The organism is Paenibacillus sp. EKM206P, from assembly GCF_011066155.1.
Classification (GTDB): Bacteria; Bacillota; Bacilli; order Paenibacillales; family Paenibacillaceae; genus Paenibacillus; species Paenibacillus polymyxa_D.
In genome coordinates, this window is sequence record NZ_JAAMNQ010000002.1 from 215,526 (window position 1) to 238,917 (window position 23,392).

The 23,392-nt window shown below is 44.9% G+C and carries 19 protein-coding genes; 13 read left to right on the forward strand and 6 right to left on the reverse strand.

Features of this window, described 5'->3' with window-relative positions:
• The first annotated feature begins 142 nt into the window (after nt 1-142).
• The 5 genes from G9G53_RS04715 (at nt 143) to G9G53_RS04735 (ending at nt 4,598) form a co-directional block, all read left to right on the forward strand.
• Nucleotides 143-460, forward strand: a complete 318-nt coding sequence (locus G9G53_RS04715; RefSeq protein ID WP_029518773.1) for a PTS sugar transporter subunit IIB — start codon at nt 143-145, stop codon at nt 458-460.
• Complete coding sequence (locus tag G9G53_RS04720; RefSeq protein WP_013312602.1) at nt 453-785, forward strand: PTS lactose/cellobiose transporter subunit IIA; 333 nt, start codon at nt 453-455, stop codon at nt 783-785. The genes G9G53_RS04715 and G9G53_RS04720 overlap by 8 nt, the downstream gene beginning before the upstream one ends.
• A gap of 84 nt (nt 786-869) precedes the next feature.
• A complete protein-coding gene (gene celB, locus G9G53_RS04725) occupies nt 870-2,198 on the forward strand; it encodes a PTS cellobiose transporter subunit IIC (RefSeq protein ID WP_029518772.1) in 1,329 nt (442 codons plus the stop codon).
• 72 nt (nt 2,199-2,270) lie between these two features.
• A complete protein-coding gene (locus G9G53_RS04730) occupies nt 2,271-3,680 on the forward strand; it encodes a glycoside hydrolase family 1 protein (protein WP_049817047.1) in 1,410 nt (469 codons plus the stop codon).
• Nucleotides 3,681-3,887: 207 nt separating this feature from the next.
• Entirely contained in the window at nt 3,888-4,598 is a 711-nt protein-coding gene (locus G9G53_RS04735; protein WP_029518770.1) for a GntR family transcriptional regulator, read from the forward strand.
• 94 nt (nt 4,599-4,692) lie between these two features.
• Here G9G53_RS04735 and G9G53_RS04740 read toward each other — a convergent pair whose 3' ends face one another.
• Entirely contained in the window at nt 4,693-6,234 is a 1,542-nt protein-coding gene (locus G9G53_RS04740; RefSeq protein ID WP_165145683.1) for a family 43 glycosylhydrolase, read from the reverse strand.
• Nucleotides 6,235-6,578: 344 nt separating this feature from the next.
• Between G9G53_RS04740 and hmpA the strand changes: the two genes are divergently transcribed.
• A complete protein-coding gene (gene hmpA, locus G9G53_RS04745; protein ID WP_069012254.1) occupies nt 6,579-7,808 on the forward strand; it encodes an NO-inducible flavohemoprotein in 1,230 nt (409 codons plus the stop codon).
• A 110-nt stretch (nt 7,809-7,918) separates the two neighbouring features.
• On the opposite strand, the gene serS is transcribed toward hmpA, so the two are convergent.
• From serS to G9G53_RS26205, 3 genes are all read right to left on the reverse strand, one after another.
• A complete protein-coding gene (serS, locus tag G9G53_RS04750) occupies nt 7,919-9,208 on the reverse strand; it encodes a serine--tRNA ligase (protein WP_069012253.1) in 1,290 nt (429 codons plus the stop codon).
• A 296-nt stretch (nt 9,209-9,504) separates the two neighbouring features.
• Nucleotides 9,505-9,951, reverse strand: coding sequence for an AbrB/MazE/SpoVT family DNA-binding domain-containing protein (locus G9G53_RS04755; protein WP_165145702.1), 447 nt, complete (start codon nt 9,949-9,951; stop codon nt 9,505-9,507).
• 35 nt (nt 9,952-9,986) lie between these two features.
• Nucleotides 9,987-10,418 (reverse strand): AbrB/MazE/SpoVT family DNA-binding domain-containing protein, encoded by a 432-nt coding sequence (locus G9G53_RS26205; protein ID WP_185156343.1) that lies wholly within the window; start codon nt 10,416-10,418, stop codon nt 9,987-9,989.
• A gap of 178 nt (nt 10,419-10,596) precedes the next feature.
• Here G9G53_RS26205 and G9G53_RS04765 point away from each other — a divergent pair, with 178 nt between their 5' ends.
• From G9G53_RS04765 to G9G53_RS04775, 3 genes are all read left to right on the forward strand, one after another.
• On the forward strand, nt 10,597-11,982 hold the full coding sequence (locus G9G53_RS04765) for a helix-turn-helix domain-containing protein (RefSeq protein WP_165145705.1): 1,386 nt from the start codon (nt 10,597-10,599) through the stop codon (nt 11,980-11,982).
• A 230-nt stretch (nt 11,983-12,212) separates the two neighbouring features.
• Nucleotides 12,213-12,392 (forward strand): aspartyl-phosphate phosphatase Spo0E family protein, encoded by a 180-nt coding sequence (locus tag G9G53_RS04770; RefSeq protein ID WP_165145708.1) that lies wholly within the window; start codon nt 12,213-12,215, stop codon nt 12,390-12,392.
• Nucleotides 12,393-12,934: 542 nt separating this feature from the next.
• A complete protein-coding gene (locus G9G53_RS04775; RefSeq protein WP_165145711.1) occupies nt 12,935-13,666 on the forward strand; it encodes a hypothetical protein in 732 nt (243 codons plus the stop codon).
• A gap of 30 nt (nt 13,667-13,696) precedes the next feature.
• On the opposite strand, the gene G9G53_RS04780 is transcribed toward G9G53_RS04775, so the two are convergent.
• Nucleotides 13,697-13,915, reverse strand: a complete 219-nt coding sequence (locus tag G9G53_RS04780; RefSeq protein ID WP_061829527.1) for a hypothetical protein — start codon at nt 13,913-13,915, stop codon at nt 13,697-13,699.
• Between the two features lie 798 nt (nt 13,916-14,713).
• On the opposite strand from G9G53_RS04780, the gene G9G53_RS04785 reads away from it, so the two are divergent.
• From G9G53_RS04785 to G9G53_RS04800, 4 genes are all read left to right on the forward strand, one after another.
• Nucleotides 14,714-17,266, forward strand: coding sequence for a DUF2339 domain-containing protein (locus tag G9G53_RS04785; RefSeq protein WP_165145713.1), 2,553 nt, complete (start codon nt 14,714-14,716; stop codon nt 17,264-17,266).
• 162 nt (nt 17,267-17,428) lie between these two features.
• Nucleotides 17,429-18,778 carry a sodium-dependent transporter gene (locus G9G53_RS04790; RefSeq protein ID WP_013312591.1) on the forward strand — a complete coding sequence of 450 codons (1,350 nt, stop codon included), beginning with the start codon at nt 17,429-17,431 and terminating at the stop codon, nt 18,776-18,778.
• 168 nt (nt 18,779-18,946) lie between these two features.
• Nucleotides 18,947-21,013 carry an acyltransferase family protein gene (locus G9G53_RS04795; protein ID WP_165145716.1) on the forward strand — a complete coding sequence of 689 codons (2,067 nt, stop codon included), beginning with the start codon at nt 18,947-18,949 and terminating at the stop codon, nt 21,011-21,013.
• Nucleotides 21,014-21,209: 196 nt separating this feature from the next.
• The gene (locus G9G53_RS04800; RefSeq protein ID WP_029518762.1) at nt 21,210-22,157 is read left to right on the forward strand and encodes a polysaccharide deacetylase family protein; all 948 of its coding nucleotides are present in this window, start codon (nt 21,210-21,212) and stop codon (nt 22,155-22,157) included.
• 80 nt (nt 22,158-22,237) lie between these two features.
• Here the strand turns inward: G9G53_RS04800 and G9G53_RS04805 are convergent, their stop codons facing one another.
• Complete coding sequence (locus tag G9G53_RS04805; RefSeq protein ID WP_165145719.1) at nt 22,238-23,365, reverse strand: glycoside hydrolase family 88/105 protein; 1,128 nt, start codon at nt 23,363-23,365, stop codon at nt 22,238-22,240.
• Nucleotides 23,366-23,392 lie beyond the last annotated feature (27 nt).

The window sequence follows — 23,392 nt, forward strand, 5'->3', positions numbered from 1 at the left end:
GTGGAGAAGTCGTGTCATTTTAAAAAAAGTCTATACATATAACCTAAATGTATAGACAAATCAAAAGACTGGATTTATAATTACGCTGTAAACGTTTTCTAGTACTTAACATCCAATAATACCTTGAAGGGAAGGAATAATCATGAAAAAAATTTTACTGGCGTGCAGCTCAGGTATGTCTACAAGTTTGCTGGTTACTAAGATGCAGGAATATGCTAAGTCCATTGGGGACGAGGCTGAAATTTGGGCAGTAGGTCAAGATCAGGCGGCAGAAGACATGGCTAAGGCTGACGCGGTATTGATTGGACCACAAATGAGTTTTCTGAAAGGACAACTGGAAAAGGAAGCAGCTCCATATGGTATTCACGTAGAAGTGATCGACATGATGGCCTACGGAATGGTTGACGGTAAGAAAGCCTATGAACAGGCCGTGAAGCTGGTGGAACGCAAAAATGGATAAAGTCAATATAGCTGAACTGACGGAAGAACAGATTAGTTTCCAACTTATTCTTCATAGTGGAAGCGCTCGCAGTAAAGTAATTCAGGCGCTGACCGAATACCGAAATGAGAATGTAGAAGGTGCGGACGAACTGCTCAAACAAGCCAAGCAGGATTTACGTGCTGCACATGATATCCATTTTCAAATGGTTAAGAAGGAAGCGGGAGGTACCCAAACTCCCTTCTCGCTCCTTCTGATGCATGCCGAGGATCATCTGATGTCCACGGTTACCATGAAAGACCTGGTTCTAGAATTGCTGGAGCTGTTCAAATCCAGAAATTTATAACGAAACATATAAGTATGTGAAATTGAGGACATGAAAAGCTTGCAACCCTATTGATGCAAGTCACTTCGCGGGGAGGAATAGGCTTTGTTTGAGAAATTAAGCCGGATACTGATACCTATTGCCGGTAAACTGAACAACAACCGCTATCTTACTGTACTGCGTGATGCATTTATGCTGTCATTTCCATTAACAGTTTTTGGCTCCATCATTGTCGTTATTATCAATCTGCCGTTTCTAAAAGGTTGGATGGGCGACGGTAATTATGCGACTTTTAACAGTCTGCTGAACATTGCGCCGAGTGCGACCCTGAACATCATGACCTTATTCGTGGTTGTCGGGATCGGCTATTATTTATCCCGAAGTTATAAGGTCGAGCCCATATTCGGCGGCATGATCGCGTTGGTCAGCTTCTTGATGCTCACCCCGTTTGTGCTGACACAAGAAAGCGGTGCCACGATTGCTGGTGTCATTCCGTTGGATCGGATTGGGGCCAAAGGCATGTTCCTTGGCATGATCGTTGCTTTTATAGCTGGTGAAATTTACCGAAGAGTGACACAGCGGAACATTATTATCAAAATGCCTCCAGGCGTTCCGCCGGCAGTTGCCAAGTCATTTGCCGCTTTGCTTCCGGCATGTATTACATTGGGCATATTTTTGATCATTAATGTTGTAGTTACACTGACCCTTCATAATAACCTGCATGATCTGATTTATCATGCCGTACAGGCACCGCTGGTACATTTGGGCAGTGGCATTATCCCTACATTGATTGCTATTTTCTTTGTTCAGCTTTTATGGTTCTTTGGTCTTCATGGTCAAATCATTATCAACTCGGTTATGGAGCCGATCTGGAATACGCTGGCACTTGAAAACTATGAAGCATACTCCAAAGGAGCGGAACTGCCGCATATTATCACCAAGCAGTTTGTGGATATTTATACCGTAGGTATCGGTGGTACAGGTATGACACTGGCAGTCGTGCTCACGATTCTGATCTTCCTGAAGAGCAAGCAATTGAAGCAGGTCAGTAAGTTGGCCATTGGACCAGGTCTGTTCAATGTCAATGAACCCGTCATTTTCGGTTTGCCGATTGTGATGAATCCGCTTATTTTTGTCCCATGGGTCATTGCTCCAATGATCGTTACGCTGATTACTTACTTCGCGATGTCCACCGGGCTTGTACCACCGCCTAACGGAATACAGGTGCCTTGGACGATGCCGTTGTTCTTTAGTGGAATGATGGCTACGGGATCTCTAATGGGAGGCGTACTGCAGTTGTTTAATATGGCTGTCGTTTTTGTCATTTGGTTCCCATTCCTGAAATTTATTGATCGGATGAACGTTCGTAAAGAGCAGGAAGAGGAGCTTAACCAAGCAGCCATTGCAGGTAAGGATCAAACTGTTGGAATGTAATGTGAATAAGCTGCTGGATTAGCAGCTTATTCATGCAAAAGAGAGAGGAGTAGAGCTGTGAATCATACCGAAATGAAAGATATCGAGCAGCAAACCATTCAATACCGTTTTCCATCCGACTTCTGGTGGGGCTCATCGGCCTCGGCTACCCAGACAGAAGGAACCATGGAGGGAGACGGCAAAGGACCGAACATTTGGGATTATTGGTTTGAGCAGGAGCCGAACCGTTTTTATGACGGGGTTGGACCTGGCGAAACGTCCCGTTTCTATACCCGTTACAAAGAAGATATTGCACTCATGAAAGAGCTTGGTCACAACTCCTTCCGGTTCTCTATTTCCTGGTCGCGTCTGTTTCCAGCGGGAAGGGGTGCGATGAACCAGAAGGCGGTTGATTTCTATAATGCCGTCATTGCAGAGTTGCATCAGGCGGGGATTGAGCCATTTGTGAGTTTGTATCATTTTGATTTGCCGATGGCTTTACAGGAAAAAGGAGGATGGGTGAACCGGGAGACGGTCGAAGCTTACGTAGATTACGCTAACACTTGCTTTGGGCTATTCGGAGATCGTGTGGCCAAATGGTTTACGCATAATGAGCCGATTGTCCCAGTGGAAGGCGGCTATCTGTACGATTTCCATTATCCGAATGAAGTGGATTTCGGTAAAGCTGTACAGGTGGGATACCATACCCTGTTATCGAGCGCGAGTGCCATTAAGGCATACAAAGAGGGAGGCTACAAGGGCAAAATCGGAATTATTTTGAACCTGACGCCGACCTATCCGCGTAGTCAGCACCCGGCAGACGTGCAGGCTGCTGAAATATGCGATGCGTTCTTTAACCGTTCCTTTTTAGACCCATCTGTGACGGGAGAATTTAACCCTTTGCTCGTGGAACTGTTGCGCCAAGAGGGCTTTGTACCGCTGATGGAAGACGGGGACCGGGAGATTATACGTCAAGGCACGGTGGGCCTGCTGGGGATTAACTATTATCAGCCTCGCAGAGTCAAGGCCCGCGAAAGTCTGCCGAATCCAGATGCGCCTTTTGTGCCGGAACGATTCTTCGATTATTACGCTATGCCTGGCCGTAAGATGAATGAGATGCGGGGCTGGGAGATTTATGAGAAGGGCATTTACGACATTCTGACCAATGTCAGACTGAATTACGGCAACATTGAATGCTTCATTTCAGAAAATGGGATGGGTGTTCAAGGCGAGGAAAAATTCAGGGATGAGCACGGCATGATCCATGATGACTATCGCATTGATTTTATCCGTGAGCATCTCAAATGGGTTCAACGGGCCATCTTGGAGGGCTCCAATGTGAAAGGCTATCACTTATGGACGTTTATGGACAACTGGTCCTGGACGAATGCTTATAAGAATCGCTATGGTTTTGTGTCTGTCGATCTTCAGGACGGCGGCAAAAGATCCGTTAAACAGAGTGGGCACTGGTTCAAACAAGTGATCGAAAATAACGGATTCTAAGGTGGTGGGTGGTCCTCTGGACCGCCTTTTTTTTATCACCGTGCCAAGTTACTCTGTATACTGCTGGTGAGAAAGTATATTGTTCGGTATACTTACTTATACCGTAATACCTCGATGTCCCCGCCTGCAGAACCAAAAGAACCAGCGCTACCGATGTTTTTGGTAAAATGCTGACATAAAACAAATTTTAGTACAGGTGGTAGACAGATGAATAAATACGAACGGATTGCACAAGAGGTCAAGAAGCGTATTATAGATAAGACCTATAGCAGTGATGATCCGATTCCCGATGAAATTTCACTGGCCAGTGAGTTCCGGGTAAGTCGGATGACGATTAAGCGGGCATTGGATACGTTGGTGTCGGAAGGGCTGTTGAATCGTAAAAGAGGACACGGAACCTTTATCGTCAAATCGGTCTACAATGTCCCGGTTAATGTCGTTGTGAATGAAATGCTGGGGCTGACAAACGTACTGCGCGGGAAAGAAATCAAAAGTAAAATCATAGCGTTTGACGTTCAATTTCCATCTGAAGAGGTAGCGGCGCATCTATTTATTGATGCCAATTCTCCTGTGTATCATGTCGTCCGTCTGCGTATTGTAGAGGGCGAGCCCTATGTGATAGAGCGCACATACATGCCTACCAAGCTGATCAGCGGTATTACCGAGCAGGTGTTGCACGGCTCAGTGTACAAACATATTAAGGAGGAGCTGGGCCTTAATATTGTCAGTTCACATCGTACCATCCGCGCGTCCAAGTCGACTGAGCTAGATTGGGAGTATTTGGACTGTGGTGTGGATGATCCGGTTTTAGAAATTGAGCAGGTAGGTTATCTGGATACGGGTATACCGTTTGAATACTCATTCTCACGGCATCGGTATGATAAATTTGTGTTTACCACAGTAAATCGGATACGTTGAGCGAATGAGTACGAAACAGGTGGTAAAGCAAGCATGGCAGAAGAAGCCTATTTGATATGGGATTCTCCTGTCATGTTCTTTTTAATGAAGCAAGTTAATGGCCAAGCAATCTGACTTCATGCACTGTCGGGGTATACCAGTTGTTCGGATTATTGAATAGCACTGCATTTACAAGGTTGATTCGCACGTAGCGAGCTTGAAAATTGACTTTGTCACTGGTAAAACCATATGTGGTATTACCTGTGCGATCAATCGTGGAGTAGTTGACTCCATCCATGCTGTATTCAATTTTGTATTTGTAATACGCTTCAGATCCTTTGTACATAAACCATGAAATACCCACTTCGCGGATGGTCTTGGAACTGCCCAAATCGACCTGCCACCATGCAGGCCAGGATGCGGAAGTAGCCTTCCACGAGGTTTGGGCGTTGCCATCGTTCGCCAGTGAAGCTGGAGAACCGGATGCGGCTGAGCTAGCAGTCGCTGTTTTGCCCTGTGCATGATTCACAAGGGACGGTAGAATTACTGCGCCTGTCGCAGCATCCAGATCCCAGCTACTGTACCAGTTCAGGGTTGCTGTTTTGTTGGCGTCATTCAGAGTTAGTGGCAACCAGATGAATTTGTGGTCGCTCAGATTGAGCGGGTTCCAGCGGTCGCCCATATAGATGTAGCTGGTTCCCGCGCTACCCGTAATCGTGGCGATGGAGTGGATTTGCGATCCATAAGCCGCCGGATCACCGAAGGGCGATAGAGCAGACCAGCTTCCCGTCATGGAACTGGCGGTTGCGTAAGCGCCCTGATTCGGATACCAGCCGGATGCCTGCGAGGTGAACAGGTAGTAGGTGTTGTTCTTTTTCACAACAGCAGGAGCTTCGCGATAGCCATTTTCAAAAATCCAGCCAACAAACGACTGCACGCCCGTATAATCAGCTGTCAGCTTGAAGATCGCCATCGTATCGTTGGCGCCGCCATTTTTACGGGAAGCTGTAATAAGGTAGCCGCTACCGTCAGTATCCGTGAACACCGTCATATCACGAGATTCGTAATTCAGCGGGCGAAAGCTGCCTTGGTAGGCAAAATTTCCGTCGGGTGTATCGCTGGTAGCGACGGCTACACGACCTAGGGAGTAGTCCGTGCCATTTTCATAGTGCGCCCATAATACATATTTTCCGGTGGTTTTGTTGTAGATGACTTTGGGACGCTCGATTTTGCTCGAATTTAGCTCAGGGGCGGAATCCTTGGTGAGAATAGTGCTGCGGAAGGACCAATTTTTCAAATCGGTTGAGGTATACACGTTCACTTTTTCAAATTTCCAGTTTTCGGCGTGCTCGCCGTACCAATAATAAGTGGAACCTACTTTTAGGATATTACCGCTGTTCGCCTGAATGGGGTTACCTGCGGTGTCTTTCCAATCCGTTCCGTTCGTAATGGCCGTGCTTGCTGTTGCGCTCAGGGATAGTTCGGCATTGGCGACGTCCAAACCATTCAGCGCCTGGTTCACTTCGGTCCCGTAGGTTGCTTGCGTAACTCCTGTTGTATGGGCATGGGCTACGTCGGGTTGAAGACCCGCACTGGACACTGCGAACAGGATACAAATCCATGCGGCTAACCATTTGCTGCTGTGGATCCACTTCACGATATCATCTGCCTCCTTTAACACGGATAGGATGGGCCGGAACGGCTTGTCCGGCACCTCATCTTCGATTTTATCCCAATTGGAAGCGTTTACAAGTGGAATAAATTGAAGTCTTTAGAATGGTGAAACTGTTGTTAGGGGAAAGTACGTTCGTTATATCGGAATTGTTTTTAAATGTGCGTTTTGTCATTGACATTTTCGGATAATTCAAATTTAAAGTGACTAGAATCACATAAACGGTTACTTTAGTTGGGTATACTTGCTTTAAATTGAGGATTAACAAATGGGGCATATGTTGATACATCCTTTGTTGATCTAATTTTGGAGAGAAGAGGGATACAAAGATGCTAAGTGAGCAAACCATTGCAACGATCAAATCGACTGTACCTGTTTTGGAGGTACATGGCACTACAATCACCAAGCGTTTTTACCAGATGATGTTTGAGGCCCATCCCGAGCTTCTCAATATATTCAATCACGCGAATCAGAAGCAAGGACGTCAACAAGGGGCGCTGGCCAATGCTGTATACGCAGCTGCACAGCACATTGACCGTCTGGAGGAAATTATTCCGGTGGTACGTCAGATTGCACATAAGCATCGCAGTTTGGGAATTAAGCCCGAGCATTATCCAATTGTCGGAAAATATCTGCTCGCTGCGATCAAAGACGTACTGGGAGATGCGGCTACAGACGAGATCATTGCCGCATGGGCTGAGGCCTATGGTGTGATCGCTAATGTATTTATAGACATGGAAGCTGAAATGTACAAGGAGGCTGGACAGCAGCAGGGAGGCTGGTCAGACTTTAAGAGCTTTGTTGTGCAGAAAAAGGTTAAGGAAAGCGACCAAATTACGTCCTTTTATTTGGTGCCGCAGGATGGACAGGTGCTGCCTGAATTCGAGCCTGGGCAATATATCAGCTTAAAAATGGAAATTCCGGGCGAACATAATACCCATATTCGTCAATACAGCCTTTCGGATGCACCGGGCCAATCCCACTACCGGATATCTGTAAAGCGCGAGGATGCCGTAGAGTCACGTCCGGCAGGTAAAGTATCCGTATATCTGCATGAGCAGGTACAAGAGGGCGATGTGCTTCAGGTATCTGCACCGGCGGGTGATTTTACGCTGGATCGGGCAGATCGCAGACCTGTCGTGCTGATCAGCGGCGGGGTCGGGCTAACCCCAATGGTCAGTATGCTGGCTTCCTTGGTGAAATCTGCTCCGCATCGGCCTGTCACCTTTGTCCACGCAGCAGTCAACGGAGATAACCATGCTCTGCGCAATGAGGTGGAAAAGCTGGTCGCCACACATGCACAGGCTGCAGTTCGTTGGTGTTACAGCAGACCAACGGAGCAAGATCGGCTGGCACAGGCTTTTCACAAGGAAGGTCGTTTGGATCTGGCCTGGTTGCAATCCGTGATACCGGAACGTAACGCACAATATTACTTTTGCGGCCCTGAGGGATTCATGCAATCGGTATACGGCCTGTTGAAGGAGTGGAATATCCCTGCTTCGGATATCCACTATGAATTCTTTGGCCCTGCCAGCGCTTGGGAAGCAGAAGCACAATGACACAATGAAACATCAAAAAGACGAAGGATATTTGTCCTTCGTCTTTTTTGCGATGATACAATGGGAAATCCTGCTCATGGGGTACTACTTTTCAAAGTGCACTCCTGTTTTCATAACAAGGGAGTACGCAAAAATTCCATACCTCGCGGCATATATGGACGTAAAGCCTCCGGAATACGGATCGAACCGTCCTCTTGCTGGTGATGCTCCAGCAACGGAATCAAAATCCGGGGCGAAGCAACCGCTGTGTTGTTGAGCGTGTAACAATATCGCAGCTTGCCGTCCGCATTACGGTAGCGGATGTTGGAACGACGCGCCTGAAAATCAAGCAGTTGCGACGACGAATGTGTCTCGCCGTAAGCTTGACGGCTGGGCATCCATGTCTCAATGTCCACCTGCTTGTAGGTTTTTTGCGCCATGTCGCCTGTACAGACAGCCATCTTACGGTAGGGCAGTTCCAGCAGTTGAAGCAGGTCCTCCGCATTGCGCGTAATCTCCTGAAACATCTGCTCTGAAGCGTCCAGACTGGCTTCACAGATGATGACCTGCTCGACCTTGGCAAACTGGTGCACACGATACAGTCCGTGCACATCCCTTCCGGCCGAGCCGACCTCATTGCGGAAGCATACGGACACGGCTGCCAGCCGAATCGGGTCCGTAACATCCACGATCTCACCGCTGTAATACGAGACCAGCGGCACTTCCGAAGTGCCTACAAGCCACTGATCCTCTCCTGTGATGCGGTACGTCTGATCCAGTCCGAGCGGGAAGAAACCAGTGCTGCGCATCGCCTCTGCACGTACCATCAGTGGAACGTCCAGCAACTGGAATCCGCGTTCAGTCAGCAGATCCACCGCAAGCTGCTGCACAGCCCGATGCAATGCAACCCCTGCTCCCGTCAGATAGTAGTTACGGGTACCGGCTGTTTTGACACCCCGAGGGACGTCGATAAGCTTGTGAAGCTCACCAAGCGCCATGTGATCCTTTGGCTCAAATCCGAAGTTTGGAACCGTTCCAACCCTCTCCAGCTCTACATTATCCTCATCTGATCTCCCCCGTGGTGTATCTGGCGATACGATATTAGGCATCAGAAGCAAAAGCTGTTGAAACTGTTCCTCTACTTCCTGTTGCGGGGCTTCCAGAAGATCTAGCTGTCCGTTAATTTCTTTGACCTGATGCTTTGCTCCTTCGGCCTGCTCACTCTTACCAGCATGGATTAGCGCACCAATATCCTGACTACACTGATTTCGCTTCTGCCGAAGCTGTTCCACTTCCTGAAGCAGCTGTTTTCTCCGCTCATCCAGAGTCAACAGCTCTGCGACCGATACTTGTATTCCTTTGCCGTCTGCTGCCGTCTGAACCTGTTCTTGATGCTCTCTGATCCATTTGATATCCAACATGACACCGCACTCCTTTTCGGATAAAAATACAAAAAGCGCCCTCATCCATATGGGACGAGGAGCGCTTTGATCTCGCGGTGCCACCCAAATTGACCGGACAGCATGACAGATGTCATGACTCTCCAATCCACTTTGCTCCGCTGTAACGGGCGGGTCCGGTTTACTTAGGTACATATCGCCATATCCTACGCTAACGTATGGTCCTTGGCGTAAACGCCTCCGAGTTGGATGCTCTTCATAGGCATAATATCGTTTGCTTTTTTGTTAGTATACGGATTTTCGGCAGGGTAATCAAGCTACAACAACTTTTTAAGCTGGGATATACGGCCTTGTGACACGCCAAGCCATTGTGCATATTCACCCTGCTTGGCATGGGGATGTTCATGCAGAAGTTCCCTTAGGCGTTGGATTAATTTTTTTGATGATTGGTGTACTCTCTTTCCTTTCTGCGCAGGTTTCTTAACCATTGGAGCAGGAGTGCGGCTAACGCCTATATTTTCTTTTAACTCTTGTATACAGGTTTTACATAAAAGTGAATCCCTAAAATAGGTCAGACCTTCGTCAGCATTACATAGGTTACAAGCGACTCCGGTATACTTTCGCATACTCAAAAAACCCGTTTCGATATCCATATAAAATTCTATAGGATCGCCAACATCGATCCCCATAGACATCCGCATTTCTTTAGGAATAACGATTCGTTCTAACGAATCTAAAGAGCGAGTCATACCTGTATTTTTCATATGATTTCCTCCTTCTTCATCTGACTTGGCAAAGCTCATTCCTCCAGTTGGGCACTTGTCTGATCGAACACTTGTTGTATAAGCTGGCTTATGCGAGCTTCTGAGATACCCAATATGCCAGCATATTGCTGTTGTGTAGCATGTGGATGGCTTTCATACAAATCTAAAAGAAGTTGGGACATGATCTCTTTGGGTTGAAAGACTTGTACACGCATAAATACGATCTTGAGCATATAGTGGCAATTTTTACATATCAGAAAGCCTTTAAAATCACTTAATTTTTCGGTAGAGAGACAAAAATGACAAGACTGACCGTAGTGTCTTTGTAGTAATAGCGTGCCCGTCTTTTCATCTGCAAAAAATTCAATAGAATGACCGTGAAAAATACCGCACGTATACAGGATTTCCTTGGGAATGACTAAGCGCCCTGTAGGGTCTAAGTTTTTTGTCATTTTTACATGAGGCATTTCCAAAAGACCTCCTATTACCAAGATGAAAAGCAATAAAATAGAAGTATTTATTGTTATTGCAAAAGGTGGTATTATCAGGATAGTCAAAACTTTTATTATATTATAAGTTTCCAAAATATATTTTTTTAAAAAATTTGTATCGTATTATAGTTCACGCTGAAAGGGTGGTTTATTCATGGAAATCACACCTACGATTAGAGCAGAATTAGAAAGATACCTAAAACAAGAAGGCTTGAGTATGACCGAGTTTGGACACATTGCTGGCATGAATCCGGGTACAGTAAGCGGCATTGTAACAGGCAATCGCTCCATTTCGGTGCACCAATTGGATCGCATTACGTTAGGAATGAATTTACCAACAGACCATTTCTATGAAAGATATGTGGAAGAATGCACTATAGATGCGCCGCTAAACTGGCGAAGAATTAGTCCATTCTTGTATCGGTGTGTGCAGTTTCAGCGTGTAGACTGTTTGAAAAAAGTAGTAAGTGTGCTGCTGGATAATCCGGGTTATCTTCCTCACCTTTTTGAGTTAGCCGAGAATTGCTTTGAACAAGGTTATCGGGAAGCGGCGGCTTATCTTTATGAAAACGTCGCCGAGGGCGAAAAACAGCAGCATTCGGAACGACTTGCACTCTGCCACTATCGCTTGTTCACTATTGCGATAGGAAAAGACCAGAATCTCAATTTCGACGCAGCGGCCAAATTTGAATCATTCGTCCATCGTTTGCATGAAGTCGATCAACTGGATGCGCTGAAAGATTTGGCGAATGTATACAGAGCATTGAGCCAGTGGGACAAGGTATATAAGTATGCAAAACAGATGGGACAGCTAGGTGGAATACACTATGACATGGTTCATAACTCTGAGCGCAAGGAAAAAGAACCACAAAAGAAGCTAAGCAGGCCGCTGTTTGTATACATAGCTTACGCCGAATTGATGTGTGCTCATGCCTGTGATGCGAAGGGAAATCATGAGCAGGCATTAGCACATCTTCGGGGCTATGCTGATCTAAGCTGGGTCAAGGAAAATGACCCGGATACGCTCCATTGGTTGGGTCAATTTCAGCGATGGGCGAAAATTAATACTTATGTGAACAAGCTGATGTCGGGAGATGTGAGTGTCCTGCCGGATTACGTAGAATATATAGCTGGTGAGAAACATATTTTTAACGAGCTCTTAAACGTCATTGAAGCAGCCAATCGCTATCATATTGATGTGGATCATATCCTCCAGCGTTTTGAATCTAAAATTTGGGCGTATCAGGAACCATCTTCTGTTGATCCATTTTTATTGCAACAGCGTGCACGGTTTTGGTACAAGATGGCTAAGTACAGTCTAAATAAAGGAAGATATTTATATGGTTTCAAATGTTTATTAGACGCTTTAGAAAAAGCTGGTACAATTAATCATGTACTACTTATTGCCAATTGTGCAGGTTTATTTGACTGCTTCAGGGCATACGCCGCTCCTGAAATATTGGCTCAGTTTCATACTACTTACCAGGAGGTGTGGAAAGAAAATGATCAGAAAGATGGCTTTGCTCTTGGTAGCAGCTAGCTTTGTACTGGTACTCGTACTACCAGTTCAAGCTAAAGATCCTACCCTTGGCACATTCAAACCGCAAGACCACGTTGGCACAGCTTGATCCGAGCACTAATTCATTACTATTGACCAGCCTAGACGCTGGTCTTTTTTTGTTATATTATGCTGACTTTTTGATTGCTAAAATAGCGATCCATATTTCCACATTCCAACCTAAAATGAGATTCATTAGGAGGGAATGCGCTATGAATCCAGATGAAACGTTAAACCAACAGTTGGAAGATGCCCGTCAACGATTGCATGAGCTTTATGAACTATATGGTTTCGGACATGCCTGTGTGCTGGAGCAGTCTATGTTTTTGGATGAACTGATTAATCAGTACAACCGTATGTTCCAGACCAGGAAGCAGACCCAACTGGTGTAACCTGACCACATCATACTTTCAGAGACATTGTATGCAAAACTATTCCTCCTCTCATCTAACTAATATAATCATTCTATATAATGGCTTTTTTAAGAGAAAAATACATTAACATGTCATAAAATGTAATAAATTTTGAGGTATAGGTAAGAATTGATGCATATATTAATTTCAAAAACCAACCAATGACCAGTAAAATCTATCCTTTGACCTAAAGGAAATGGAAATTCCATCTTGTTAAAAGCTTTGGAAGGTTAGCTATCTAGGAGAGGGGACTCATTTATAGGGGATTATTGAATTTTATGGTAGGAAAATAGAAGTTTTGTGATACAATCATTATTGTAAATATTTACTTTAATTAAAATTTATAATAATAATTCAATATTTTTGTATATATGGTTTCTCATGCAAATTTCTTCACTCTACTTTTTGCTCGATTATATAACATTACATACTCACATATTTATTAGCGTTGTTAGTCACTTTTTTTGTAAGTTTCTATGCAAAAAAAGTTTCTATAAAATAATATTATTGGAGGGATTACTTTGAAAAAGAAAAGTATTGCGTTGTTTGCTCTATCATTAGCTCTTATTTCTGTTCCGGTTGTATCTGTTGCAAATGCTGAGGTAACTAATTCTAATATTGCTGTTAGTGAGTCAGCTACTTCACAGCCCGAAGTAGTTAAAGCCTACATAACTACAGAGAATGGTTTGGAAGAAATCTCGTTAAATGAGTATCAAAAGCTCCTTTCTCAAGAACAGCCACAGACAGTCACAGCTCAAGTTTATGATAGCGGAAATAGGATTAGTCCAATGGCTGATACTGGTCTTGACTTTGTTTTTAAGCGTAAATTAATTCAATCCGCATATTATCCTCAACAATTACAAGTAGATCAGAAAACCGATATAACTGACTATATTAAAAATTCAAGTAAAACCACCACATTAACGCAAATGGTAGGTTGGTCAAAAAGTTTTTCGTGGAGTGCGAATATGACCATTTCCGTTAAATGGAATGACGCAGTAACTCAAGTTCTAGGAGGTGGCTGGTCGACTACTGAAACCCATCTTTATAATAGTTCTCTAACTGTTCAGCCTGGATATCAAGCGAAACTACAATTCACCCCTATTTATAAAGTAGTTAGAGGGGACCTGGTTGGTTATAATTATGTGGGCACGGTATTAGAGCGTCTCAAAAATGTTACCATTAAAACCCCTGTTAAACTTGCGGGTGGTAAAGTACAAGGTGTAGTCACAGTAGTAGAAAGAAGGCTCTAGTAATTAAGTTATAATGTAAAAGAAGAAGGCCTAGGCCTTCTTCTTTTTTTTCAAATATCCATATTCACTTATAATTAAGTAAGCTACTCCAATAATCAAAGCCATTACGGCAAAAACTTTTAAAGAACCAAACGGAGCATAAAAAGGATTTAACTGCCCGGCTCCTGTAATTGCTGCACAAAGATAATAAGAAGAATACAACATAGCAGATATAAAACAAAATATTGTTCCTGTCGCAGCCCTATTCATTGTCATCACCCTTTATAATTTTATGTAATAAATCCAAAAAATATAAACATGATTATTATAATCCAAAAGGTTGCGCACATCAACTTTTGGAGATTATCAATATTCATCACTTCTTTTACCCCTCTCAGTCATCCTGACAGAATCAAAACGAAGGATGAATTATTTGTAAAGAAACTTCAGTCAAAATGAAGTGGTTTACAATGTTCCAGAGGCTACAGATAAAACCAAAGTAATTATTGCATATGACGTACTTATGTTAAGGAAGAATAACAATCGTTAAAATTTAAACTCATTACAAAAAATAAGAAAGCTAATTTTAAGTGACATGCAGAAAGCTCTAAAGTCTGTGACGACTTTCATGAAAAAGTATTAATTTTGTGTAAGGAAGAATCCTACGGGGTTCTTCCTTTTTTCATCGTGATCTTTCCAATAAAAATAAATACACAGCGTAATTAAATAAGTGGAAATAAGTAAAAGGCATCATTATAGCCTACAGAGTGGCTGACTCTCAAATCGTATAAAATCCAAAACATGGACATGCTTGCTATCAAAGCTATAGTGCCGCTTATTGAATACATGTATATCTCCTTTCAATTTGGGTTTCATGTTTGCGAAGGGAAAAGGTAGGCTTTATTTCTTATGTATATCCGTCCTGCTTTTTCTGTGATGATGAAACTGGAAGAAAATTTAAGTAAAAGCCCCAATTTAACGCTCAAAATAGGCTATAGTCTCTATAATGCCTTTTTAATTTCATGTAAAATGTAATGATTACCAAAATGGACAGCGATGGAGGAGAACATGGAGGATTTTAAAGATCGTTTACATACGATCCGCCAAGAACAGAACAAGCTGCTCAAGGAGTATCAAACATTAATCGCAGACTATGAAGCCTCAGATATCATTTTGGAGAATGAGGTTCTGCGAAAAAAGTTCGAGGATTATCAGGCTCGCTGCATTCACTTGGAAGAGCGAGTACGACATATTGAGCAGGAAAATGGAAAATTGCGCACTGCGCTGACGGAGCAAATGCTGAGCGAAAAGGCGAATATGATTCGCATTTCGCGTGAAAAGCTGGAGACCTATTTTGCTTCCAGAACCACAGAAGGGGAAAATCGGCTGACATCCTTTGAATATGGGGCTAAAAACCGAGTGGACCAGCTTATTCAGCAAACTACGCATGAGCTTAAAGAAGATCAGGACGAGATCGTCGCCCGATTACGACTGTTCTCAGAGGAGATTCGAGACCGAATCATGGAGCAACGCAGGCGGTTTCAGGAGGCCGAGCGCAAATTGCTTCATCAGACGGCAAGCGAGTTCCAGCAGTTCGGAGAAGAAGAGATCAGCGAAGAAACGATGCAGAAGCGCATGAAGCAAAATCAGTTTGAAATGAAGTTAGGCTTGAACTGGATCAACAAGCTGGGGATTTTGCTCATTATATTGGGTGTGGGAGCCGCATTTAAATACTCATACTCGAACTGGTTTACAGGAAATATGAAGGGCGTTGCCTTCTTTCTGCTAGGAGCGCTGATGCTGGGCGGCGGCGAATGGCTGTACCGCAAGCAGAAGCAGACCTTTGCGCTCGGTATTTTGGGCGGCGGTATTTCTGTACTGTACGGATCGATTTTTTACAGCTACTTTTTGTTAGAAATCATAGGAATGTATACAGGCATAGGCTTGTCCGTACTCGTTACAGTGACCGCTGTGCTACTGTCATTAAGGTATGAATCCCGAACGATATGCTCTTTTGGTTTAGTAGGGGGATATCTTCCGCTCTTTTCCTATATGGCAGCGAACGGGCTGGAAGGGAACGCCGTGTATATCGCCATGGGCTATTTGTTCCTGTTAAACTTGCTGATTCTGCTTGTATCCTTCCGCAAACGGTGGGTCGTCGTGCAATATATCAGCTTTTTGCTTAATACGCCCTTGATGATTGTGCTGGCGTGGTTATCGGAAAGCGCCGTAGCGAGCATGCTGTATGCAGTCATTACATTTGCGATGTACCTCGGGATGACACTGTGGGTGCCGTTCCGTTTAAAAACAAAACTGTCATGGCTGGATTTCTCCCTATTGGCTCTGAATACAGTCGTGAGCTGTTCCGTTCTGTATTCTCTGTTCGGCGATGCAGGCCTGGATGATTATAAAGGCTTGTTGGCTCTCGTCTTTTGCTTGGTGTACGGGGGTCTGGGACAATGGGTCCGTCGATATATTCCAGAGGAGAAACAAACCAAAATATTATTTTATGCGACTTCGTTGACCTTTGCCATCCTTATGATTCCGTTCCAGTTTGGAGTTAGATGGTTATCCATGGGGTGGTTGATCGAAGCGGTTCTTCTTACATTATATGGCCACCGTTACCGGTTGAAGGAATTGGAACGAGCTGGCTGGGGCATTTTATTACTGTGTCTGGGCGCATTCTTTTTCGTCGATTTCCCTATATATCTGTTGTCAGGATTTGAGACGGATTATTTTGGACTCAAATATACGCTCATTACACTGGGAATGTTGGTCGTTACCGTCTTCTATGCGATTGAATTTAGCCGTCCGAATGCTTTCAAAAACAATCGGTTGTACGAAATGCATATCATGCAAGGATTTAAATATGTAGCTTTGGTGAACGTGTATTTCTACCTTTTGTATGAAGCCGGGCATTGGTATAACATCGTTGTATCCGACGAGTTTGCCCATTACACCTTGTACAAAGTATTGTTGTACACCTGCGTATCGCTGGTGTTGGCTTATTTCCTGCCTAAAGTGAAGCTGCTGTACGATCGGGTGATTAAATACTACAGCTTGGCGTTGTACGTCATAGGCTATGCGCTGGCACTGGTGGCCACCGTAGCGATTCCAACTTTGCATGAAAATTATGCGCAAAATACGGCTGCTGATTATGTGGCGCTGGTGGTACTCGCAGCCTTTAATGTGCTGGTATTCTTCAGCAGCAGGGATTTCCTGAACGCACTGATGACCCGACATTATAGAAGTAATGAGTTGTATCCGGTCATTATGGGTGTATATTTGCTGGGCATCATAACCGCCTTCCTCGGAGTTCAGTTCCGCCTGGGGGATGCTGGTCTTGTGTTCAGTCTGGTATATTTGCTACTGGCCATTTTGTATATTGTATACGGCTTCCTCAAGCGAGTGGTCTACATTCGCAGATTTGGATTGGGCTTGACCTTGCTGTCGACAGGTAAGCTGCTGTTGTATGATCTGCATCTATTAACGACAGGAAGCACGATTGTAGCCTACTTCTCTTTTGGTGTTGTACTGTTGGCGATTTCGTATATTTACCAAAAAGTATCCAATCGCATGGGAGAGACCATTATAAAGAAGGAAGTTGAAGAAAAAATGTAGTTTTCTGTTGTATTGTGTAGATACCGAACATTATGAAAATAAATCCGGTAATAGTGAAAAATTATGCATGACCTTACATCCTACTTACGCTATAATGAGTAAAAATTATTTATGTGCGCATGCTCATGTTTATGCGTAAGTAGAGAGAATGAGGGGGATATAATGAATTTGAGCAAGGGGCAGAATAGCCTGTCTGATAAAAATGAACGCTTCTCGTCAGCTGGATTTATATTGGCGGCGATCGGAAGTGCGGCAGGACTAGGTAATATTTGGAAATTTCCGTATATTACAGGACAATATGGCGGAGCTGCATTTTTCTTATTGTTTATTGTCTGCCTGTTGCTTGTTGGTTTGCCTGTACTTTTAGCAGAGCTTGCGCTTGGTCGTGCAGGTCGAGGAAGTGCTGCTTCTGCAATGGTAAAAGTAGGCGGTCATCCGATTTGGGGCAAGATGAGCATCATGTTTGTTATCGTACCGTTTGTTATCTTGTCGTTCTATGCCATTGTAGGAGGCTGGACACTGCATTATGCCGTAGAGGCATTTAGCGGAAATCTGTTTTCAAATAATGATTTTGCTGGACAGTTCGCTTCTTTTTCCTCCGGCTATGCGCCGTTGGTTTGGCTGTTAGTTGTTTTTGCATTTACAGCAGTCGTGGTTACTCTTGGGGTATCGAACGGGATTGAAAAGTTCAATAAAATTTTGATTCCTGCCAAGGTCATTCTGCTGCTCGTGTTGATGATTAACGCTCTTATGCTGCCAGGCTCTGGTGCGGGCGTATCCTTCTTTCTGAATCCTGACTTCTCTAAGCTAAGTATAGAGTCTGCATTGGTTGCTTTGGGACATGCCTTCTTCTCACTCTCACTTGGGATGGGGATTATGATCACGTACGGTGCATATGTGGATCGCCGTCAATCCCTGGGTGGAGCCATGCTGGCCGTTGGTGGTGGAGATTTAATCTATGCGTTTATCGCAGGTATGATTATTTTCCCTACAACCTTCTCCTTCGGAATTAATCCAGCTCAAGGACCATCGTTGGTTTTCATTGCTTTACCGGCTGCTTTCTCGGCAATGCCTTTTGGTGCATTCTTCGGCGGTTTGTTCTTCGTACTGCTGGCGGTTGCTGCGTTAGGTTCTATGGTATCCTTGCTGGAAGTTCCAGTAGCCTATGTCATGGAGCGTATGCGTTGGAGCCGGGTTCGCTCGGTTATCGTCGTATCGGTCCTGTGCTTGATGCTGGGTGTCCCTTCTGCATTGTCCATGGGGCTGGTGCCAGAGTTAAAAGTGGGGGATAAATCATTCTTTGATTTCGTAGATTTCACCGCGTCCAACATCTTCTTACCGTTAGGCGGTTTGTTGATTGTTATATTCACAGGTTACTACTGGAAGACTGCGGCTGAGCATGCGAACATCAAACCCTTCTGGTTCAATGTTTGGTTATTCGGTCTTCGGTATGTTGCACCGATCCTGATGTTGTTGGTCTTCCTTCATACCTCAGGTATCATCAAATTTTAAGAGAATAGAATCCGAATAAAGAGGCATTTTCTTCCTAAGGGAAGAGATGCCTTTTTTTGTATATCTATCAGTGGTTACCTAACTGTGGAAAGGAATGATATAATAAAAACATTGTCATTAATTTTAACTTCAATGAAATCATTACGATTATGAAGTTTTATATAATGAATGAAAAGGCTACAAGGCATCGCACAGACGATGTGCAGGAGAGGGAAAGGGCAGAAGAGCATTGAAACAGACAGGGAGCTTGAATTTGCAAGAAGGACGGCGGCTGAAATGAAGTCTAATCGGTTGTCGTCACAACGTCGTTATATGCCAGGTTTGGATGGTTTAAGAGCGCTGGCGGTCATCGCAGTCATTGTGTATCATCTGAATCCGGATTGGTTGCCGGGTGGTTTGTTGGGTGTAGGCGTGTTTTTTACGTTGTCGGGGTATCTGATTACAGATATTTTGGTTAGTCAGTGGGATACATATCATAGTTTTAAAATGAAAGATTTCTGGCTGCGTCGTGCCAGAAGGTTGCTGCCTGCCATGTTGACGGTTGTGGCTGTCATCGTCCTGTGCTCGTTGCTCTTCGATCCGTCACGGCTAACGGCCTTGCGCGGAGATGTTCCTGCAGCATTGGTGTATATGAGTAATTGGTGGTTTATTTTCCATCAGGTTTCGTATTTTGAAAGTTTCGGCCCCCCTTCTCCGCTTGGGCATCTGTGGTCACTGGCGGTGGAGGAGCAGTTTTATATCCTGTGGCCTTTACTGCTGGCGCTCGGGCTAAAATTCATGCCCAAGCGTATTGTGCTCGCAGGCTGGGTGACTTGTCTGGCGTTAATATCTGCGCTCCTGATGGCCGTGATTTACGTACCGGGAAGCGACCCGAGCCGGGTGTATTACGGCACGGATACGCGTGGATTTGCTTTACTAATTGGTGCAGCGTTGGCCTTGGTGTGGCCAAGCGGCAAGCTGAAAGAGCAAGCTTCTGCTAAGGCGCGTATGCTTCTGGACAGCATCGGTGCGATAAGCTTGCTGCTGCTTTGTCACTGGGCGTGGGCCTCGAATGAATACGACCCATCTCTGTACCGGGGCGGCCTGCTGGGCATAGCCTTGGTCACTGCTATTGTGGTCGCAGCGGTGGCTCATCCGGTAAGCCACCTTGGTCGTCTCCTTGGAATCAAGCCGCTACGCTGGATTGGAGCCCGTTCCTACGGTCTGTATCTGTGGCATTTTCCGGTTATTACGCTAACGACGCCTCAAGTAGATACCGATGGCGTACATGTGACGCGTACCATTTTACAATTGCTAGCTACCGTATTGTTGGCGTCTCTCTCGTTTAAATATATCGAGGAGCCGATTCGCCATGGGGGATTCCGCCACTGGATTACAGAAATCCGTTCAGCGGTTCGTAGACAGGCGCGGTGGAGATGGATGCCTACAACTACAGCGGCTGTGCTTTTTGCAGGTATTCTCATGGGTACCGTCCACCTGTACGTGGCTTCTCCTGATGCAACGATTCAGGCGGCATCAAGTGATGAGAAGCCAGTCGCAAAGGCAAAGGCGATGCCGCCACTTCACGGAACGGTATCCGTGGCTTCCAAGGAGCCCCAAGCCACCAAGCTGCAAGGATCCGAGGGCAGCAAGGCGCAGACCCCAGCCCCGTCTCAAGCCCAGACGCCTAAAAACACGGCGGTCCAGGCTGGTACTACGGATGATGTTACGAAACCGTCGGAACCTTCGGACAAACCCAAAGAAGATACGCCTATGACAGGTGATGGGTCGAGTGTGACCGCCATTGGAGACTCTGTCATGTTGGATGTACAGTCGTACCTTCAGGAATCCTTCCCGGGAGCTGTTGTAGATGGGCGGATCGGTCGTCAGATGGCCGAAGCGCCTGCCGTACTGGAGCAGCTAAGACAGAACGGACAGCTAGGTAAGACAGTTATCATTGAGCTGGGCACGAACGGCGCTTTCACCAAGGATCAGTTGGCGAATTTGCTCGCCAGTCTGAAGGATACGAAGCGTATTATACTCGTGAATACCCGTGTGCCTCGGCCATGGGAGAGTATTGTGAACAAGCATCTTGCCGAAGCTGCATCCCAAGACCCACGAATTACAATGATTGACTGGTATGCAGCAAGCTCTGGTAAAAATTCATATTTCGAGCATGACGGAGTACATTTAAAACCTAAAGGTGCTAAAGCTTATGCGTCCTTGTTAGCTCAGGTCCTAACGAAACAATCGTAATAAACTGCAATGATACTCGTAATTATGCAAATGCAAGACAAGAAAGCCACCGGGAGTAGGTTGTCCTCTGGTTGAAGTGCATCCCTAAATTTTCACCGGCTTAAACCTAAGGGTTTTTCCAATGTCCATTCTAAGGTGTGTACATCCACCCTGATCCGGTGGTTTTTCTTATTTTAGTGTGGAGGTACATAAGCTAATGGAAAAGGGCTATTCACATAGTAGAACAAGTGAGCACCGCTTGAAGAGGAACAGAAGAAGGCTGATACTGATTGCTATTATATTATTTGTGGCAGGCTGCATTACTTTCATTGCGATAAAGGTTTCGGATAGTAAGCCACACGCGCCGACCCAGGAGCTTGCTAAAAAAACGGATTCCGGATCATCAAACGTTAAATCCAGCGCAGGGGCAAAGGGTAAAGCGGCCTCTCCAAAAAACGATCCCGATGTAGAAGACGGTGCCTTTGTTGAAAAATATTTAAATCAGCAAATGCTAGGACAAATGCCCGATGGAGCTGATGGTAAAAAAGTGGCCTACTTATCCTTTGATGACGGACCATCCGTGACGGTCACACCTCAGATATTGGATATTCTGAAAAAGCAGAAGGTCAAGGCAACTTTTTTTATTGTAGGTAAAGAAGCCAATGAAAATGAGCATACCAGGAACCTTATCAAAAGAATTGTCAAAGAGGGTCACGCGATAGGAAACCATACGTACTCACATAATTATAAATATTTATATCCGAACAGACGAGTAAATACGGATCATGTTATGCAGGAGATCGAGAAGAACAATCAGGTTCTAAAAAGTATTCTGGGGCCAGAATTCTCCACCAGAATGATCCGCTTCCCTGGGGGGCACATGACATGGAACAGAAGAGATCCACAGGGAATGGCTGCTCTGGATAAGGTTTTAATTCAAAAGGATTACCATCAGGTGGACTGGAATGTATTAACGAAGGATGCAGAGGGAAGATCCAAGAAAGCACCGGCACTAATCAACCAGTTTATAAGGTCAGTCAAAGGTCGAGAAAAAGCAATTATACTCATGCATGACACCTATGGTAAAGAAGAAACAGCCAAAGCATTGCCGCAAATCATAGAATATCTGAAGAAACAGGGATATGAATTTAAAGTTATGAAGTAAGTAAGATAGGCATAAATGAGAAAAGGACGGGGCTGATGGCCACCGTCCTTTTTGCTATTAAGGTATATCGTTCGCGTATTTTAGATGCGTTCTGCTTCACCCATCGCCTGAATGAAAGCTCCGATACCTTTGGGATCGTTGGTTATAATCGGCTCGCTGATATAGTAAGCGAAGGTACCGTCCCGACGATCTTTACCACCCAAACCGCTTACTTGCACCGTTTTGTTCAGATTCACGAGTCCTTCTTCAGTGATCGTGATAAATTCATCGATAATACCCTTACGGATGATTTCTGCCTCTTGACGATATTGCTCTGGCAGATAGCCTTTGCGAACGCCCTTGGCAATAGCATAGAGAATCATGCAGGAAGCTGAAGCCTCCAGATAGTTGCCTTTCACATGGCCCAGGTTGAGCACTTGATAAAAGACTCCACTTTCTTTATCACGCACTTTCAGCAGGGCTTCCAGTGTTTCCGTCAGCATATCGATCAGGACAGGACGGTCTGCATGATCCTCTGGAATATAGTCCAGCACGTCAACGAGTGCCATAACGAACCAACCCATCGAGCGTCCCCAGAAATTTTTGGAACAGCCTGTTTCCGGGTTGCACCAATGCTGCTCACCCTTCTCATCCCAAGCATGGTAGAGCAGACCCGTTTCAGGATCACGCGTATGCTTGTAGCAAAGCTTGAATTGTAGGGTCACATCGTCAAACTCTGACGGATCTCCGAATTCGCGGATAAATTCAGCGTAGAACGGGGCACCCATGTACAAGCCGTCGAGCCAAATTTGATACGGATAAATTTGCTTATGCCAGAATGCGCCCTCGCTTGTGCGTGGGTGTTTTTCCAACTGACTGCGTAATTGGTAGGCTGCCTTTTTGTATCGTTCATCTTCTGTGGCACGATACAGAGAGAAGAGCAGCTTGCCGTTATTCACGTGGTCAATATTGTACTCATCTACTTTATAGCGCTGAATTACGCCATTATCGTCAACAAAATGATCCATATGTTTTTTTATAAATTCCATGTACTTGGGATCGCCTGTCAGTTCGCCAACCCATTCCAGACCTCTGTAAATCACGCCATGGTCATATTCCCATTTTTCGTAAAATTCCGGGCTCCGTTGTAGAACGGAATCGCTCATACGTACAGCCCAAGAATCTGTTTTTGTAGGACTGGTGGTTGGTTGTGATGTTGGATTTGCCATGATACAGTCACCTCTTTAGTAAATGTT